The sequence below is a fragment of the Chlorogloeopsis fritschii PCC 6912 genome, from assembly GCF_000317285.1.
GTDB classification, from domain to species: domain Bacteria; phylum Cyanobacteriota; class Cyanobacteriia; order Cyanobacteriales; family Nostocaceae; genus Chlorogloeopsis; species Chlorogloeopsis fritschii.
On record NZ_AJLN01000116.1, the window covers coordinates 629,612 to 648,246 of the forward strand.

17 protein-coding genes and 1 other RNA gene are annotated in these 18,635 nt (G+C 40.6%); 10 read left to right on the forward strand and 8 right to left on the reverse strand.

The window, feature by feature from the left end:
• Nucleotides 1-344 precede the first annotated feature (344 nt).
• The 7 genes from UYC_RS0126625 (at nucleotide 345) to UYC_RS0126650 (ending at nucleotide 6,946) form a co-directional block, all read left to right on the forward strand.
• A complete protein-coding gene (locus tag UYC_RS0126625; protein ID WP_016874241.1) occupies nucleotides 345-1,535 on the forward strand; it encodes a 5-(carboxyamino)imidazole ribonucleotide synthase in 1,191 nt (396 codons plus the stop codon).
• A gap of 60 nt (nucleotides 1,536-1,595) precedes the next feature.
• Nucleotides 1,596-1,781, forward strand: a non-coding RNA gene (gene ssrS / locus UYC_RS36125) — 6S RNA.
• A gap of 294 nt (nucleotides 1,782-2,075) precedes the next feature.
• Nucleotides 2,076-3,320: a M16 family metallopeptidase gene (locus tag UYC_RS0126630; protein ID WP_016874240.1), complete on the forward strand. Its 1,245-nt coding sequence runs from the start codon at nucleotides 2,076-2,078 to the stop codon at nucleotides 3,318-3,320.
• Between the two features lie 85 nt (nucleotides 3,321-3,405).
• Entirely contained in the window at nucleotides 3,406-4,677 is a 1,272-nt protein-coding gene (locus UYC_RS0126635; protein WP_026087432.1) for a M16 family metallopeptidase, read from the forward strand.
• Between the two features lie 166 nt (nucleotides 4,678-4,843).
• Nucleotides 4,844-5,713 carry a peptidoglycan-binding domain-containing protein gene (locus UYC_RS0126640; RefSeq protein ID WP_016874238.1) on the forward strand — a complete coding sequence of 290 codons (870 nt, stop codon included), beginning with the start codon at nucleotides 4,844-4,846 and terminating at the stop codon, nucleotides 5,711-5,713.
• Between the two features lie 139 nt (nucleotides 5,714-5,852).
• Nucleotides 5,853-6,143, forward strand: a complete 291-nt coding sequence (locus UYC_RS0126645) for a hypothetical protein (RefSeq protein ID WP_016874237.1) — start codon at nucleotides 5,853-5,855, stop codon at nucleotides 6,141-6,143.
• Nucleotides 6,144-6,580: 437 nt separating this feature from the next.
• Entirely contained in the window at nucleotides 6,581-6,946 is a 366-nt protein-coding gene (locus UYC_RS0126650) for a phage holin family protein (RefSeq protein ID WP_016874236.1), read from the forward strand.
• Nucleotides 6,947-7,172: 226 nt separating this feature from the next.
• Here UYC_RS0126650 and cobJ read toward each other — a convergent pair whose 3' ends face one another.
• The gene (cobJ, locus tag UYC_RS35775; protein ID WP_100227217.1) at nucleotides 7,173-8,999 is read right to left on the reverse strand and encodes a precorrin-3B C(17)-methyltransferase; all 1,827 of its coding nucleotides are present in this window, start codon (nucleotides 8,997-8,999) and stop codon (nucleotides 7,173-7,175) included.
• A gap of 51 nt (nucleotides 9,000-9,050) precedes the next feature.
• Nucleotides 9,051-10,304: an ankyrin repeat domain-containing protein gene (locus UYC_RS0126660; RefSeq protein ID WP_016874234.1), complete on the reverse strand. Its 1,254-nt coding sequence runs from the start codon at nucleotides 10,302-10,304 to the stop codon at nucleotides 9,051-9,053.
• 177 nt (nucleotides 10,305-10,481) lie between these two features.
• On the opposite strand from UYC_RS0126660, the gene UYC_RS0126665 reads away from it, so the two are divergent.
• A complete protein-coding gene (locus UYC_RS0126665; RefSeq protein WP_071588434.1) occupies nucleotides 10,482-10,952 on the forward strand; it encodes a DUF4079 domain-containing protein in 471 nt (156 codons plus the stop codon).
• 73 nt (nucleotides 10,953-11,025) lie between these two features.
• Here the strand turns inward: UYC_RS0126665 and UYC_RS0126670 are convergent, their stop codons facing one another.
• Nucleotides 11,026-11,703: a DUF1997 domain-containing protein gene (locus UYC_RS0126670; RefSeq protein WP_016874232.1), complete on the reverse strand. Its 678-nt coding sequence runs from the start codon at nucleotides 11,701-11,703 to the stop codon at nucleotides 11,026-11,028.
• A gap of 178 nt (nucleotides 11,704-11,881) precedes the next feature.
• Here UYC_RS0126670 and UYC_RS0126675 point away from each other — a divergent pair, with 178 nt between their 5' ends.
• On the forward strand, nucleotides 11,882-12,541 hold the full coding sequence (locus UYC_RS0126675; protein ID WP_016874231.1) for an NAD(P)H-binding protein: 660 nt from the start codon (nucleotides 11,882-11,884) through the stop codon (nucleotides 12,539-12,541).
• Between the two features lie 163 nt (nucleotides 12,542-12,704).
• Nucleotides 12,705-13,439 carry a glycoside hydrolase family 24 protein gene (locus UYC_RS0126680; protein WP_016874230.1) on the forward strand — a complete coding sequence of 245 codons (735 nt, stop codon included), beginning with the start codon at nucleotides 12,705-12,707 and terminating at the stop codon, nucleotides 13,437-13,439.
• Nucleotides 13,440-13,478: 39 nt separating this feature from the next.
• On the opposite strand, the gene UYC_RS0126685 is transcribed toward UYC_RS0126680, so the two are convergent.
• From UYC_RS0126685 to metG, 5 genes are all read right to left on the reverse strand, one after another.
• Complete coding sequence (locus UYC_RS0126685; RefSeq protein WP_016874229.1) at nucleotides 13,479-13,754, reverse strand: hypothetical protein; 276 nt, start codon at nucleotides 13,752-13,754, stop codon at nucleotides 13,479-13,481.
• A 76-nt stretch (nucleotides 13,755-13,830) separates the two neighbouring features.
• A complete protein-coding gene (menH, locus tag UYC_RS0126690; protein WP_016874228.1) occupies nucleotides 13,831-14,658 on the reverse strand; it encodes a 2-succinyl-6-hydroxy-2,4-cyclohexadiene-1-carboxylate synthase in 828 nt (275 codons plus the stop codon).
• 113 nt (nucleotides 14,659-14,771) lie between these two features.
• Nucleotides 14,772-15,986, reverse strand: coding sequence for an LPS export ABC transporter periplasmic protein LptC (lptC, locus tag UYC_RS0126695; protein WP_016874227.1), 1,215 nt, complete (start codon nucleotides 15,984-15,986; stop codon nucleotides 14,772-14,774).
• The gene (locus UYC_RS0126700; RefSeq protein WP_016874226.1) at nucleotides 15,983-16,615 is read right to left on the reverse strand and encodes a LabA-like NYN domain-containing protein; all 633 of its coding nucleotides are present in this window, start codon (nucleotides 16,613-16,615) and stop codon (nucleotides 15,983-15,985) included. Before UYC_RS0126700 ends, lptC begins: the two co-directional genes overlap by 4 nt.
• 153 nt (nucleotides 16,616-16,768) lie before the next feature.
• Nucleotides 16,769-18,364: a methionine--tRNA ligase gene (metG, locus tag UYC_RS0126705; RefSeq protein ID WP_016874225.1), complete on the reverse strand. Its 1,596-nt coding sequence runs from the start codon at nucleotides 18,362-18,364 to the stop codon at nucleotides 16,769-16,771.
• Nucleotides 18,365-18,635 lie beyond the last annotated feature (271 nt).

The window sequence follows — 18,635 nt, forward strand, 5'->3', positions numbered from 1 at the left end:
TTATTTTGATAGGTAACAAATAATATAAGTAGTCAAAGCGTAAATATTTTACAGATATTAAGTATGAGTTGCTTTACCTATCGCGATAATTGGGAGACGGTAGTAAGGGCTTTGAAGGTAGACGCAAGATGACTTTAAGCCCATTCATAGTGTGACATTGAATCAGCGAGTGCCTCGTTTACTGTCTACTAAATTTGCGATCGCATAATGCTTCTTAGCGAAACAATACTATATATATGGTTTTGCTGGCAGTGCGAATCGCAATGAAAGCATTTGCTAGAGTGGTGATAAGCTTAAGAACTGTAGAAAAAAGCTTGGTAACTAGGTAATTCTTTGGGGTGCAAATGAAGCGTGTTGGTGTAATTGGTGGCGGACAACTTGCCTGGATGATGGCAGGTGCAGCAAATAAACTGGGAGTGGAATTGATAGTCCAAACTCCGAGCGCCAACGATCCAGCCGTGGCAATCGCTCACGATACTGTTTTTGCCCCAGTTGCCGATGCTGCGGCTACAGCAATTCTAGCCAGCAAGTGTGATGTCATTACATTTGAAAATGAATTTGTTAATCTTGAAGCTTTATCAGTTTTAGCAAAGCAAGGCGTATGCTTTCGCCCTAGATTAGAAGCATTGGCTCCCCTTTTAGATAAATACCACCAACGCTGCTATTTACGGGATTTGGGGCTACCTGTTCCCAAGTTCTTTGCTGTTGATACAGTTGGAAGTCAGGAACTAGGAAGTGGAAGCGATAGCATTTGTGAGTTGTTAGTCCTTAATAAATTAGATTTTCCGGTAGTTTTGAAAGCTCGCCGTCACGGTTATGATGGTCAAGGCACTTTTATTATTAAAGACGCAGAGAGCTTACAACAAAAATTAACGGCTGCAACCCCTGCAAACACATTTTTATCCAATTCTGTCTTTTTATTAGAAGAATTTATTCCATTCGCACGAGAACTAGCGGTAATCGCAGCACGTTCTGTAGATGGGAAAGTTGCGATTTACCCAATCGTAGAAACTCAACAAGAAAAACAAGTATGTCGGCGAGCGATCGCGCCAGCCGAAATTTCACCACAAGTAGCAGCAGAAATTAACGAAATTGCCCGTATGATCCTAAATGGCTTAGAAGCAGTGGGAGTTTTTGGGATTGAATTGTTTCTCACCCATGAGAATAAAGTGCTGGTGAATGAAATTGCACCCCGTACTCACAACTCTGGGCACTTTTCTGTTGATGCCTGCGAAATATCCCAATTTGAACAGCATTTAAGAGCTGTTTGTGATTTGCCTTTGGGCAATTCTAATTTGATTTGCTCATGTGCTATTATGATAAATTTACTAGGTTACGAAACGTCCACAAGTGACTATATTGTGAAGCGTCAAAAAATAGCACAAATTCCCCAAGCTAAAGTTCATTGGTATGGTAAAATCCAATCGCGTCCCGGTCGAAAGTTGGGACACGTCAACGTTTTGTTAAACCATCAAAATCGCGATGAAGCAATGGCGATCGCTCGCACAATAGAAAATATCTGGTACCCAAATTAAATCCGTAAAAAAAATCTAATTTGCACGCACAACATTATTTTTGAAGGCTATAATGAGTTTATTGCACTGCAACGTTGGTGACTGCCAACAAGTTTTGTGATCTATGACTTGAAAGTTAAGGGAACCAACATTTTTCGTGGCAGTAGACCGTGGCTATGTACCCGGAAACTTTAAACGAGAAAAATCGGTACCCACCTGGTTATTTCCAGGTCAAAAACTTAGGTAAAACGGCGTTGCGGTGAATTAAAAACTATTAGCTCCTGAAGTCAAATTAGGCTTGGGAGCTTTAATTATTAAAAATAATTATATTTTGCTCGTAAAAATTAAAAATAAAAAATAAAAATTCGTAAGTATTTTGGAGTATGTGGATATGGAAATTCTATCTCTGAATAATTTTCAATCTAACCGTCTAAATTCTGCTCAGGCAGAATATGTATCAGTTGATTCTAATTTGTTTAGAGATAAGAGTTAAAATCCCAAAATTGCGATACATCGTGGTTCAATTTCAAAAAATTTGTTACATAAATTAAATTTATAACAGTGTTTCCAGCCTCGGTTTTTAGACTAGCTAATGGTTTAACGTTTATTCATCAAGAAATACCCACCACTCCCGTGGTAGTAGCAGATGTTTGGGTACGTGCTGGTGCCAAAGTAGAGCCAGAGCCGTGGTTTGGAATGGCTCACTTTCTAGAGCACATGATCTTTAAGGGCACAGCCAAGCTTTTACCTGGAATCTTCGATCAAAAGATTGAAAACTGGGGTGGGGTAACAAATGCGGCAACAAGCTATGATTACGCCCATTACTGTATTACCACAGCTACCCCTTTCCTTGAGGAGACTTTACCTTATCTAGGAGAACTACTGCAGAATGCGGCAATACCAGACGATGAATTTAGCCGCGAACGGGATGTAGTATTAGAGGAAATTCGCTCTTGCCAAGACGATCCGGATTGGATTGGATTTCAAGCCCTGATCCAAAGCATTTATCAGCATCATCCTTATGGGCGTTCAGTGCTGGGTACAGAACAAGAATTGATGCAGCATTCACCAGAGGCAATGCGCCGTTTTCACCGCACTCACTATCAACCGGAAAACATGACAGTAGTGATTGTTGGGGGGATAGCCGAGGAACCAGCATTTGAATTAGTTAGTCGCACATTTAATAATTTTGCTGAACCCAGCTATGACTGTCTGCATCATCAAGACTTTGCAGAACCGATCATTGCAGGAATTCGCCGGCAAGAGTTGTATTTGCCTCGGCTAGAGCAGGCGCGGTTAATGATAGGATGGACTGGCCCTGGAGTAGAACAGATCCGCAAAGCCTATGGCTTAGATTTATTGTCGGTAATATTAGCAGAAGGGCGAACTTCACGCTTGGTGCGAGACTTGCGGGAAGAGCAGCAATTGGTGCAGGGAATTTGCAGTAATTTTTCTTTACAAAGAGAGTCGAGTTTATTTACAATTACTGCCTGGTTGGAGCCAGAAAATTTGGAGCAAGTCGAGTCTTTAATTCGTCTCCACTTGAGTGATTTGCAGAGTACTGGTGTGAGCAATCGCGAAATCGCTCGCGCTCAAAGGTTGCTGTGCAATGATTTTGCATTTTCTACAGAAACACCAAATCAACTGGCAGGGCTTTATGGTTACTACAACACAATCGCCCAAGCAGAAGTGGCGGTGACGTATCTAGAAAAAATTAAGTCTTTTGACATCCAAGAACTGCAACAATTAGCAAAAGAGTATCTTTCACCAAACCATTACGCAGTTACAATACTTAAACCTTATTAGTCATTAGTTATTAGTCCAAAGTCCAAAAATTTTTGACTATTGACCGTTGACTATTGACCATTGACTATTGACATTGACTAAGATCATGACAACCTCCCTGCACAAGCCCCATATTCATCGCACTATACTCAGCAATGGTATAGTGCTACTCCTATCAGAAAACCCAACGGCAGATATCATTGCAGCACGAATTTTTATTCGTGTCGGTAGCGCTTATGAAAAGCAACAGCAAGCAGGATTGGCGCATTTGCTGTCTGCAGTACTGACAAAAGGATGTGATGGACTTTCGAGTTTAGAAATTGCCGAACGTGTAGAATCTGTTGGGGCAAGTTTGAGCGCGGATACAGCCGCTGATTATTTTTTAATGTCTTTGAAGACAGTAACATCCGATTTTGCAGAAATTTTGGCGTTAGCGGGGCGAATTTTGCGATCGCCTACTTTTCCAGAAATGGAAGTGGAACTTGAACGGCGAATCGCCCTACAAGATATTCGCTCCCAGAAAGAACATCCATTTACCATTGCCTTCGAGCAGCTGCGGCAAGTAATGTACCAAGAACATCCCTACGCTATGTCAGCTTTGGGAGATGAATCAACGATGAGTCGCCTCACTCGTCAGGATTTGGTACAATTCCACCAAACTTATTTCCGCCCGGATAATCTGGTAATCAGTATTGCTGGTCGAATCACACCAGATGATGCAGTTGCAGTGGTAGAATCAGTCTTTGGTGATTGGTCAGCTCCTGATACACCTCTAGCAAAGCTTTATTTACCCGATCCAAATGTACAACCACAAGTAGCGATCGCACCTCAACCAACCCAACAATCAATTGTCATGCTGGGCTATTTTGGAGCAGCCGTAAATTCTGTTGACTACGCTGCTTTGAAGCTATTATCTACATACTTAGGAAATGGGCTTTCCAGTCGCTTATTTGTGGAATTACGAGAAAAGCAGGGTTTAGCTTACGAAGTATCTGCTTTTTACCCCACACGCTTATTTCCTGCGACATTTGTAGTCTACATGGGCACGGCTCCAGAAAATACCAAAAAAGCCCTTTCTGGATTGTGGACAGAAGTAGATTTACTTTTTACTACTCCACTTACAGAAGACGCACTGCAATCTGCAAAAAATAAAATCTTGGGGCAGTATGCTTTGGGCAAACAAACTAATGCTCAAATTGCTCAGATATATGGTTGGTATGAAATTTTGGGTTTAGGAGTTGAATTTGATCGAGAATTTCAGGAACTTATCGCCAATGTGAGTGCTGCCGATGCAATGGCAGTTGCATCTCGGTATTTACGGGAACCCTATGTGTCTTTAGTTGGACAAGAAGAAGCGGTAAAGAGTGCGCTTCCATAACAGATGAACAACGCTAACGAGTCGCGGTTGTTACGCATATTTGTGAGCCAAAATCTAAACAACTTCTGCGATCGCGTGTTATACCCGTATTTACCGATACGAGGGGCATTGTTCCATGAAAGGTAGCACAAAGGCTAGTTCGCTAAAACCATTTGTGAAATGCTGGATGTTAGAAGTCAGGCAGAGGCCAAAATTCCTGTTAGGAAGTGAAATCATATTGTATAGTTTTGTACCTTTACTTTTTAGCACCTCGACTTTAGTATCATTCGCACAGACATCACAACACATTGCTCCAGTAATTGCTCAAGATCGGATCAATCGCCCTACCCTCCAACTAGGCAGCCAAGGGCAACCTGTGTCTGAACTGCAAGCAGCACTGACACTTTTGGGCTTTTACACAGGTACAGTAGATGGGATTTATAACGAAATTACTGCTGCGGCTGTTTCTCAATTTCAACAAGCAGCAGGTTTAAATCCCAACGGCATCGTTGATATCAATACCTGGCAAAGGCTTTTCCCCAGCGAAATAGTCTCTGCACCAACTTCTGCATCCAATCCACCAAACAACTTTCCTGTTCCAACTCAAAGTGTGAATACTCCTAAAACAGTTGCTACCACTTCTGAGCCACAACCTACAAAACCACATCAGAAAACAACTACACCGACTCATTCACAAAATAAGCCTAAAACACAATCATCCTCCACTCATAAGCAACAAACAACTCGCTCGCCGCAACAAGGTAATCGTCGCTCTCAATCAACTCCTCTGATTCAGCCAACTCCTCGCTCTCAGCAAATCCCTGGAATTCAATACACTCCAGAAGGATTCCCAATTTTGCGTGTAGGAATGCGTGGTTCCGAAGTTGTAAAATTGCAAAAAATTCTGAAAAGACTGGGCTTGCTTAAAGGTGATATTGATGGCAACTTTGGGGAGGCAACACAAGCGGCAGCGATCGCACTGCAAAAACGCCACGGTATTGAAGCTGATGGTGTAGTTGGTAACGCAACCTGGAAAGTTTTACTGCAACAACGTTAGGCATTGAGTGCGAGTTTATCCCTTGCGATTGATGTAAAAGTTCCAAACCAATTTGAACAATGTTTAAAAGCCTACAGAAAAATTCTGCAGGTTAAAAGTGTGTTTTTTGATTGTTTAGACTTGGAATTGGAGAAGTTAAATGAATCCTAAAGAATTTTACAACCCTAATACGCCAGGGGCAACCCAACATGGTAGTGGTGAACTAACTCCAGATGCAGGCTCTGATACCTCTCGTGCTGATTATTCGGGTGTGGGTACTCCAGCTATTCAATATCCAGAGGTGAGTGAATCGGATGAACAACCAGATTTAAATGATTCTGTTCATGAATCTGACAATGTTGATGTACCAATTCCCGATCCTTCTACTGGAGAGCAAGAGGAGAATGTTGTTGATCGCCAGATGGGAATTATTGGTCGTGCCGCAGGTTAGCATCAGTATTGTTTGTTAATTTGAAGAAGTCTATTTTCCAAAGATGAAGCTTTGATTAGGAAAATAGACTTCATCTTTTAATTCATCCCTTTGAAAAAAGGAACCACAAACACAAACTTCAATAGGATGAGTGAAATACATCTAATGCAGCGATGATGAAATGCCAGTACTCAAACGAGAAAAATGAAGTTTGCAATAAATAAACGTAGGTTAAATTAAATATATTATAGACGGCAGGAAAATCGCTTTTTAAAAGGGAACATAACGCAGGTATGATAGTGAATATTGAATTGAGGAAGTCTACTTAATCTTAATCTGAGTGCAGCACTCTTTCTGAAAATTGGTATTAAAGTTTACTACTGAAAAAGTCAGACATAAAACTTTTAGGAATGTTCTGAATTCAAGGAGATAAATCAATAATTCTAAATATTGAATCTATGAAAAACTTTTTATTAACTTGGCTAGGCGCAGCAATAGCACTGCTAATAACTGCTTACATCCTTCAAAGCTTCAACATTGGTTTCAAAGTAGATAATTTTGGTACAGCCCTTGTTGCTGCTGCTGTAATTGGCATTGTTAATGCCATTATTCGTCCAGTTTTGAAAATATTGGCATTTCCTATTACCTTGTTGACCTTTGGTTTATTTACATTCGTCATTAACGGTTTTACTCTGTGGCTAGCAAGCTACCTCACTCCTAGTTATGGTTTTGTAATCGAAGGCCCCATAGCTGCTTTATTAGGTTCAATTGTACTATCAATTATCTCTAGTACAATCAACTATTTTCTGAGAGCAGTTGAGTAGAAAGTGTTAGTAGGGGCGGGTTTTGTAGATAATCTTGCCGTTCAAACTGATAATTTATCTTCTAAACCCGCCCGTACAGTAGTAAGTAGTTTGTAGATTGTTAGGAGCAGGTTTTGTTGCTTATCTTTTGGTTAAAACCGACGATTTATCTTCTCAACCTACTTGTACAGTAATTAGTTGTTGATTGCTTACCACTAACTAATACCCACTAACCACTATCTCTCTACTAACTACCAAAACCCAAATATCCCCGCGGTGTAATCATCCAGTTGGCATGAGTGCGAGTATGGGAGTTGCCAATTAATACTGTAGTCAACATATCAACTGTAACATCAAGCAATTTTTCCAAAGTGGTAAGAGTAATTTCCTCATCTTGACGGTAAGCCGATCGCACTACTGCTACTGGTGTATTAGGATCGCGGTACTTAAGAAAGATATCTCCAGCAATTATTAGCTGTTTGGTACGAGATTGCGATCGCGGATTATATAAGGCTGTAATAAAATCAGCCGCTGCCGCCGCTTCTAAACGCTTTTCTATCACTTCCCAAGGTGTGAGTAAATCGCTTAAGCTAATCGCACAAAAGTCGTGCATTAATGGTGTTCCCACCCGCGATGCTGCCGCTTGCAAAGCCGTAATTCCAGGAAAAATTTGGATGCTCGGTGTCTTCCCATCCCAACCTATACTTTGCAACTCTTCCAACACCAAACCTGCCATACCGTAAATTCCACAATCTCCAGAAGAAATAACTGCTACACTCAACCCCCAGTTGGCTAACTCAATTGCCCGTTGTGCGCGTTGGCGTTCCTTGGTTATTGGTAAAGATTCTACAATCTGCCCAGGAGAAAGCAGAGAATTGATTAAATCTATGTAAAGACTGTAACCAATCACGACTTCTGCACTACTGATGGCAGTTTTAGCAGCTGGCGTTATTTGATCTAATTGTCCCGGCCCGGTGCCAACAAGTAAAATTTTTCCAGTACGTCCGATGTATTCTTTTTCTGCTTCGGCAACTGCGATGGTGACAGCGCCTAGCTCTCTCTGCAATCGAAAAATTTGCTTGGGGACAAATAACCTCACTTCGTCTGCTGCGCATAAAGCAGCAGCTTCAGCCACACTAGGTGTTCCCACTTCTTTTTCCACAACTTGGGAGGGGTTGGGAACAGAAACTGTCCGCAGAACATCAGCAGCAAAGGTTTTTAAAGGCCAATGCCGCTCTTGGCAAAGTTCCACCAAACCAACTTCATCAGCTTTAATATCGATAGTGGCAATTCCTGCGATCGCATCTTCTGCCAGTTGATGTTCTCTAAATACCTGCCCAATAGCCGTTTCGATTAAATGGCGAGAACTTCCGCGCTCACAACCAATTCCTACCCACAACACGCGCGGATGCCAGTAGATTTCGGGGAGTGCGGGAGTAGAAGGGAGTTTGGCAGTAATCCAAATTTTCGCCTTTGGTGTTACGGATGCACCGAACTCAAAGGAATGTCCTGGGGGTAAATGATTTTGCCACAGAGTAGAACCAACTTCTTGAATGACTTGCACAACTTCGCCCCGCGCCGCTGCTGCACTAACACCAGTCCATTCCCCATTACCCCGACGCCAACCAAAGGGAACTCCTAGCATATCTACTGCTGGCAATCCTAAACCATTAGAAGCACCAGTTAAAACAGGTGTTGCCCCCAGTTGTAAAGCAATTAACTTTGCTAACTGATCTCCACCACCTTGATGCCCACTGCACAAACTAATTACAAAACTTCCTGTTTCATCTACTACCACTACCGCCGGATCTGTAGATTTGTGTTGCAACAGAGGAGCAATTAGTCGTACCACCGCACCTGTGGCTAAACAAAATACAAAAGCACGCTGTGTCTGCCATAGTTGGGCTATGTGATATTTCAGAGAAATAGTGTAATTTTTTGCACCTTTAATATGGATTAAATCTTCCGGCACCCATAGAGTTGCACCATGATTTTGGGAAAGTACTTCTAGCTTTTTTGCGCCTGTAATAGTGGTGGCGATCGCACTAAGCGGGAAAAATTCAGCTAACAGCACTTTGTTTGTACCTTCATAAACTTGAGACAACGGGATGAAATACTTCTATGTTTACTCTTGTGCCCCTGCTTTCTGAAGACACCTTACCACATCCTTATACCCATTAAACTCTGCTAGCATCAAAGCGGTATAACCACCTTGGTTTTTTACATTCACATCAGCGCCTGCTTGTAATAAAAGTTGCGTAGTTTCTGTGTAATCCCGTGATGCAGCCCACATTAAAGCTGTTGCTCCTGCTGAGTCTTGAAAATTGACGTCCGCACCTTTTGCTAGTAGTAGCTGTAACACTTGTATGTGATTGCGTTCTGCTGCTTTGATTAAAGCGGTTTTACCATCATCTCCTTGGCTATTGGCATTCGCACCATGTTCTAACAAAATTTTTGTCGTCTCAACGTGTCCGTGCATTGCTGCTAGGGTTAAAGGTACCTCACCACAATTTTTGACATTCACATCTGCCCCATGCCTTAGCAGTGCCTCAACAATTTGACTGTGCCCCTGCAATGCAGCTACAAGTAATGGTGTGTCGCCAAGAAGATTTCTCGTTTGCAAATTGACACCCCTACTTAGCAAAATCTTGACTACATCCGTATAACCTTCTACAGCCGCTAAATGTAGGGCAGTTTCACCATCTTGATCTTGAAAATTCACATCAGCGCCTGCATCAAGTAAAGCTTGGGCGATCGCACTATGTCCTGCTGCTGCTGCTGCCAATAGCGCTGTATTGTGATCGCTTGCCCCTACTGCCAACAGTACTTTTACAACTTCCAAATGTCCCAAGTCAACTGCCAGGAGCAATGCGGTTTCGCCCTCTTCCTCTTGAAAATTCACATCCGCACCAGCAGTTAACAAAGCTTGCACTACAGCAGGATATCCCTGCTGTAGTGCTAATTTTAGAGCAGTATCGTCATCCTTATCTTTGATATTCACATCTGCACCAGCAGCCAATAAAACTCGCACCACATCTACATGATTTTTGAGTGCTGCTGCCATTAAAGCGGTACTGCCATCTTCATTTCTGGCATTTACATCTGCGCCTTTTGATATTAAAAGCTTCACAATATCAAGATGATTGGCACTCGCTGCCAACATTAAAGCTGTTAAACCATAGCGTTTTCTTTGTAAATTGAGGTTTGCCCCAGCATCCAGAAGCGATCGCACAATTTCTGTAAAGCCTAAATTGGCAGCAAACATCAACGCTGTTGTGCCATCGCGATCGCTCACATCAGGTACTGCACCCGAAGCCAATAGGATTTGTACCTGCTTGATATCACCTCTTTTAGCAGCTATTAATAAATCTTTAGTCATTAGTCATTGGTTAGTGGTTAGTAGTTAGTGGTTAATTTTTTATTGCTCCCCTTGTCTCCTTGTCTCCTTGTCCCCTTTTCCGGTTGTCCCCCTCTCCCACTCCTCATCATCCCATCCCCCATTCCCAATTAGCGTTATGCTAATTTTTATGAAGATTTAATAAATGGGGCAAAGGCTATGAATCTGGAACTATCGCCATCGGTCAAATATTGGTCGCAATTCTTTCACCCAATCATGATGTGGGCACTATTATTAATGAGCATTTATGCTGCCTACTTGGGGCTACAAGTGCAGCGTACCAGAAATGCTCAAGGTGAACAAAAGAAAGAACTAGTTAAAGGCAGATATAATGTCAGACACTACCAAATCGGCTCTATACTCTTAGCTTTGATGGTGATAGGCTCTGTTGGTGGGATGGCTGTCACTTACATTAATAATGGAAAATTATTTGTTGGGCCGCACTTGCTCGCAGGACTTGGTATGACAAGTCTAATTGCCTTATCTGCGTCGCTGTCTCCTTATATGCAAAAAGGCGCTAATTGGGCACGTGCCACTCATATTTTGTTAAATTTTGTCTTATTGGGGCTTTTTGCCTGGCAAGCCATCACAGGTGTGCAAATTGTGCAAAGAATCATCAGTAATGCTTAGTCACTAGCTATTAGCCATTAGCTATTAGCCATTAGCTAATAGCTAATTTTTAAATTGTTCATAGATTACTTAGTTATTTAGCAGGAAAAGGTATGTCCCAAGATTGATGAAAATCTTGCTGTACCTTGCGAGTTAGGCGACGGGAGACTTGGCGGACAATTTGGTTAAGTAAGCGATCGCCTGTAGATTGAATTAAAGGCTTTGGTAATCGTTGAATAAATTTAGGAAAGTGAATGTCAACTGTTAAATTCAATTCCCATTCTACGTGTGTCATTTCGGCTGAATTCTTGGGAGTTTCGCAATCCTGAATTCCTTCTACCAGTTGCAGTGAAGCTCGATAATCTACATCATAACCAGGAGCTTGATAGCCAGGAATGGGGATAGTGCGAATCCGGTAAATACCGTTCTCTGGACAAAGAAGTTCCAAACCAATTTTTGGCTCAACTTCATAACCAAAAGAGCCAAAACGACCAATTACTAAAGCATAACCATTTTCTCCCAATGGTTCTACCTTCATCGGCTCGGCACAGCGCGAAAACCACGAATTATGATTTTGAAGATACTCAGCGACTTTGTCTGCTGAGGCAAACATTTCCATACAATCCTGGTAATGACCATAAAAGCGAGTTGATGTTCTTGAAGTTTCTTCTGGAGATGCTTGCTGGGTATCTGCTTGTGCGATCGTCGTCGCTACAGACAAAACGGTTTCTGTTGTTTCAAATGATTGATATTCTCGATTTTTGGAAATCATAAAGGATTCTTGTATGGATTTTAATCAACGTCTAAATAAATATTTCCCTTCTTCAGCAATACTTTTCGCATTAAGATCCCATTTTGACTGAAAACTTAAAAACAGATCATAAAATTCATGGAATCTCTAAAATAAGAACTAAAACAAACCATATTAGTTTCCCAGGATAGCGTTAATCATGAAAGCTTTTGTAGCAGGAGCCACAGGTGAAACCGGTCGTCGGATCGTAGAAGAACTGATAGCACGGAGTATTCCTGTTCGCGCTTTAGTGCGAGATATTCAGAAAGCAAGGAGTATTCTGCCTGCTGAAGTTGAATTAGTTCAGGGTGATGTCTTAGATCGGCAAAGCCTAACTGCTGCTTTAGGAGATTGTACTGTATTGCTATGTGCTACGGGGGCAAAACCCAGTTTTGATCCAACAGGCCCCTACAAGGTAGATTATGAGGGAACTAAAAATTTAGTCGATGCCGCTAAAGCTAAGGGAATAGAGCATTTTGTTTTAGTTTCTTCTTTGGCTGCTTCTCAGTTTTTTCATCCTCTAAACTTGTTTTGGTTAATTTTAGTCTGGAAAAAACAAGCTGAGGAGTATATTCAAAAAAGTGGTCTTACATACACAATTGTCCGCCCAGGTGGCTTGAAGAACGAAGATAACTCCAATCACATCGTCATGCAGAGCGCCGATACTTTATTTGAAGGCAGCATTCCCCGTCAAAAAGTCGCCCAAGTATGTGTCGAAGCGTTGTTTGAGCCAACAGCACGGAATAAAATTGTGGAAATAGTAGCTAAACCAGATGCTGCTGTTAAAAGCTTTGGGGAACTATTTGCCAGCGTTGCTTGATCCAAGAAATAGGGACTGGGGACTAGGGACTAGGGACTAGGGACTAGGGGCTGGGGATTAGGAACTAGGAATAAAGAAATCTTAATACCCAATCACCAATCCCCAATCACCAATCACCAATCTAGCCTAAACGATCGCCTCAGTTGTTATTTTCATATTCTTGATGGTAAAAGCAAATTTGAAGAATTGGACTCTCAAAGGCTTTGAACTCAAAGGCGCTGAAAAATTCATCGCGCCGCTAGCCGCTCTTCTGGCTTTCGTGTATTTGTTTCAGTGGTACATAATTGACAATATGCGATCGCGTCCCGATCCCGTATTTCAAGTCAAACAACCACCCTTAGTCATGAAAGGGGGCGATCCGTATATCCGTGCTTTAATGAGAACTATCTCAGCTAGCGAAGCAAGTAGCAATCGCCCCTATTCGATTTTGTACGGTGGACAGCACGTCAGCGACTTGAGCCGCCATCCAGAGATATGTGTGACAATTATTACTGGCCCTAATAAAGGCAATTGTTCCACTGCTGCTGGCAGATATCAAATCATCAATAAAACTTGGTATTTAGTAGCACCTAAATATCACCCTAAACCTACGCGGTTGATGTTTTGGGTTTCTTACAGTTTTGAAGCAGAGTATCAAGATGCAGTAGTTTATCGTTGGTTAAGCGATCCCGAAGTTTGGGGAATTGATATTTCTCACTTGTTGAAACAGGGAAAGTTAAATGAGGTATTGCGACGACTTTCACCCACATGGACAAGTTTGGGATATGGCATAGAAACTAATTCTGTAAGCCCTTACTTGCCTCAGATTTATCAGAAAATGTTGAAAGAAGAATTGAAGACAAATAGAAAACAACAAAAGGGTCAACTAACAACATTGCCCACTTTACAAAAATCATAATTAAGCAACCGATGCAAGATTGGAGTCAGGTAAAGACTTCTAAGCATAATCCTTTGATTGCTGCCATAGGAAAATTCTCATTTCTTCGTTCCAATATCCGCGATCGCGAATTTCACTATTGTAACTAGCTATCCAATCAAAGATTTTTTGTGCTTTTCTCAGTGCTTGCTCTTCATTTCGATAAAATCGGGGGCTGGGGCGGAATACTTCTCCATTGATATGTATTGCTGCTATCAGCCAATAATCACTATATTCTCCTTCCGGAATAATTTCTAGAAATCCGCCATTATAAGGTTCAATAATTCCTAATGTCATTTGTCAAACCAAATAAAAACTCATACATAACTAGACTTCTAAAAAATGCTTCATTATCAGGTTTAGCCTGATAACGCTAGCTCATCGGCTCTACCTCTAAGAAAAATTGCCGGATATTTTCTACAAATGCTATTGTATTTTCAAAATGGATATTATGTCCGGCATTGCTAATTACTTTTAAGCGACATGATTTACATATATGAGCCATTTTTGTGTTAATGTCTATAAATTTTTCATCATATTCACCAGCGAGTAAAAGCAAGGGAATTGTATTGTCCTTGAGTTTTTCCCATAAAGAAGGCTGACATCCGATACCCATAAATCGTAGAGATTTAGCCAATTCATGTGGATTATTCTGTAACCGAATTTTTATCAAGTGCTGAAATTGCGGATGATTTTTGATATTGCCAAAAATTGGCTGACTATACCAATGTGATAAAAAAGCTATCCAATCACTTTTTTCAACGATTCTGTCTAACTTTCTTGCTATTTGCTCATCGCTTTTTATTCTTTTTAATCTTTCTACTTCTGTTGGCAAACCTGGAGAAGCTGATTCCAACACAACTTTGGTAAACCTGTAGTGAAAATGTAGAGCAAGATATAAAGCTAATCTACCACCCATTGAATAACCAACTAACAAACCTTTAGGAATTTTTAAATCATCTAATAAATTAATTAAAGATAATGCTGTATTTGCCATTTGATAACATTCATCACCACCTAAAATTTGAGTTTCCCCATGCCCAGGCAAGTCAATTACAAGACAATAAAATTCGTTCTTTAGTAACTTAATAACTTCCTCAAATTCATAGGAGTTACCCATAAAACCATGTAGAAAAATAATTAGTGGTTTATTAGGAATACCGCTAAAATAATAATGATATTTATAATTTTCTATTAACATCTTTTTAAACAATTAGCACTAGTATTTAGTACGCTCAAATTAAAAACTAAAAACCCAGATCCCCGACTTCTCTAAGAAATCGGGGATCGTAGTAAGATACATCTAACCCTTAACTATTGACTCTCAAATCTTTCCTTGGGAATAATTTCTGTTACTACCCTGTTTCCAGATTTCCCGCCACTCACGATTATATTTTCCTTTTGGATATTACCAATAGCTTTTTCACCTGTAAATGTCATTGGTGGGTCAACTTGTATATAAACCACATCTCCTTGGGCTTCTACTAATTTCTTGTCTAGAAACCAAGTCAGTGCATTCGATTTGAGCGACTGGCGGCGCTCACCAACACCATTAACATTACCTGTTAAATAGGCAATTTTTTGGGGTATCTTGAATTCACCTTGATTTGCAGTTACTGTCACATTTTCGGCACGATGGAATATCCGCACAGGGTTATTAGTAATAACAGTTTCTGTATTTAAATTCCAAGTCATAGAATTACTAGCAATTTGCATTGGTGGTTCGAGTAATTCTATTTGAGCATTTTTAGTTATGGTAGCAATTTTAGTTTTCAGATTAACTTCGGCGGCATCCCCTCGACCGCGATCGCTAATTTTATTATTTTTATAATGGTCAATTTGTACAGGGCGATCGGCAATTAATTTTTCATCTTTAATTTGCCAAACCAAATGTTCTGTGCGCATTTGTAATGGTGGTTCCATCGAGTTCGCAACTACTTTGCCAAAAAAATCTACGCGTTGAGTTCGAGTTTTCACTCGTGCTTCTTGCGCTACTGCTTGTAGTTGTTTATGAGTACCATAAAGTTGGTTGCGAACTATCAATAAATCTTCTTGAGGACGCCATTCTAGTTCATTTCCACGCAACACTGTTCCATTGCGAGGATCTGTAGCAACTATATTTCCCTTAAGAAATAATTGCTTACCATCCTGTTCAATATCTGCTTGTTGTGCCTGTACTTGGTAGACTATTTTACCATCTTGATACAGTTCACCATATGGACTTTCAGCCTGACCAATTTGTTGTTCTTTAGTGTATTTTGCCTGTTTTGCCCTGACTTTCCAAATTGGCCGTCCGATATCATCTGCCTGTTCTAGAGTGACAGCAAAAAAAGTTAACTTGCTATCTGTGTCTTTGTCTTGGGGAGTTTCAATAGGCGATTTTGTGAGTGTTTTAGTTCCCCCACAGCCAGCTAACCCAAGGAGCAAAAGTAAGGGAAAAGGCAAAAGGTAATAATAGATGCGTAGAGGGGAAATTGCTCCGCGTCTTTGCGTTCTTATTTCCCCGTGTCTTTGCTTGTGCTGTTTCATTCTGGAATTTCCAAATGCCCATCAGCTGTTTCTCTGGGATGCTCCAAAAAATCCATGCTAGTTAAAGGACGATATGGATAACTTTGACGTGGAGTTTTCTGAATATCTTCTTTGACAGCTTCTAAATCTATATAGCGATCGCTCACATTGATTAAGCTATCGCTTGTCATTGAACGCAAACTCACTACCTCTACCCGCACTCCCCGATAGCTAACGGAATTAACTGCATATGCCAAATCACCATCTCCACTGACTAACACAGCGGTATCATAAGAATCCACTAAAGCCATCATATCAACCGCAATTTCCACATCTAGATTCGCCTTTTTTGAACCGTCCGGCAATTGCACTAAATCTTTTGCTATAACTCGATAACCGTTGCGACGCATCCACAACAGAAAACCTTGTTGTTTCTCGTTAGTCCGGTCTACACCTGTGTAAAAGAAAGCACGCAAAAGTCTAGAACCGCCTGTTAATCGACACAATAGCTTGGTGTAATCTATTTCGATTCCTAATTGTAGCGCTGCATAAAATAAATTTGAGCCATCAATAAATATAGCAACGCGACCCCGATTTTCTAAAACTTGCTCTGGCGTAAATATCGAGTCGTTTTCCAGATTATTCAACATTGTTGTCATACCTCATTTTTTATCGATGTAATAATTGATACTTTTTTAGAATTTCATAAAAGTTTAGAGTTGCTTACGATCATTTTTCAGGGCTAATAGAATCAGCCCTGCTCAAGTACACAGAATTTAAAAATGAAAAGAACTAGCTAATTGTTATTTAGGTGTTTCTATGCGTTTAAAAACAGGACGGGGATCGCCCAATTTTTGGTCGCCACTTAGTACTCCCCACGTACCATGAATGTCAAACGGGGCAACAATGGCAGTTTGCGATTGCTCGTTAAAGTCAATTTCAAAACCCAGTTGCTGATAAATATCACTACTGATATTGGGTATAACCGGAGACAAGAGATAGGCTGCTAACCTTACTGATTCCAAAACCGCATACAATACTGCTTCTGTCGCCTGTTGCTGTCCTTTTTTATACAATGACCAAGGAGCTTGTTCATCAATAAACTTGTTGCTGGCTTGTACTATCTTCAGAATAGCGTCGCAGGCTTGGTTAAAAGCTAGCGCTTCGTAAGCAATTTTTACCTGTTCCCCTAGATGTAATCCGATCACTTTTAAGGGATTATCGATGGGAATATCTTCTGTTGTAATTGATGGTAGATTGCCAGCACAGTATTTTTTAACCATATTTAAAGTGCGATTAAGCAAATTACCTAAATCATTTGCCAAATCTGCATTGAGAACATTTATGAATCTAACTTCATTAAAATCGCCATCTTTGCCAAATTCGATTTCCTTAAGGAAGTAATAACGAACGGCATCTGCACCATAGTTCCTGGTTAATGCCACGGGATCAAGGGTATTGCCCAAGCTTTTACCCATTTTCTGACCATCTTTAGTTAAAAAGCCGTGTCCAAATACTCTTTCTGGTAGAGGCAAGTCGGCTGACATCAGCATAGCAGGCCAGTACACTGCATGAAAGCGCAAAATATCCTTACCAATTAGATGTAAGTTGATTGGCCACCATTTTGCTAAAGCGTTTTCTAAATTTGGCTCTTCATCTGGTTCTAGCAATGCCGTTACATATCCTAAGAGCGCATCAAACCAGACATAAAGGGTATGATTTGGATCTGCTGGTACAGGAAAACCCCACTCTACATTTACCCGTGAAATCGAAAAATCTTGTAAGCCCTGTTTGACAAAATTTAGAACTTCGTTGCGACGAGTTTCTGGCTGGATAAAATCGGGTTGAGATTGGTAGAGTTTTTCGAGTTGAGATTGATATTTAGATAGACGGAAGAAATAGTTCTGCTCATCTCGCCACTCAGCTTCTTTGTTCGGGTGAATCGGACAGCGATGTCCCTCTAGTAATTCCCGTTCTTCTTTAAATTCTTCACACGAGACGCAATACCAACCTTTTTGTTGTCCCAGATAGATATCATCATTAGACCAAACTCGCTGGAAAAACTCTTTGACAAGTGCTTCGTGGCGAGGATCTGTAGTCCGAATAAAGCGATCATATTTGATCTCTAGCAATTGCCACAGGGATATGAACCCTGTAGACATTTCATCGCAGAACTTTTTTGGTGGTAATCCCTTACTTTCGGCTGTACGCTGAATTTTTTGACCGTGTTCATCTGTACCCGTCACGAGCAGCACCGAACGCCCCAAAAGCCTTTGAAAGCGTGCCACTACGTCTGCTGCGATCGTTGTGTACGCACTGCCTATGTGGGGCAAATCGTTTACGTAATATAGCGGTGTTGTGAGTGCAAATGTTTTTTTTGTTTTATCCACTAGATTCATGCAAAATAAAAAAATAACTTTAATTAAAACAATTTTCTATCTTACTTTTTTAGGCAAAACCACGTAATTATACAACATAACTACTATATTTTCAAGCTACACCATAATCTTAGCAAATTTATTTGGATCGGAATTAATTTTTAATTGGCTAAAAATTAACTTAAATTCTGCTAAGAAGACAGAAATTTTCAACTATTAATATCGGTCAAAAATCTTGCCTTGATTAATTGTTACATTACCAATACATATATTTATTTCCTAAAGAATTTTT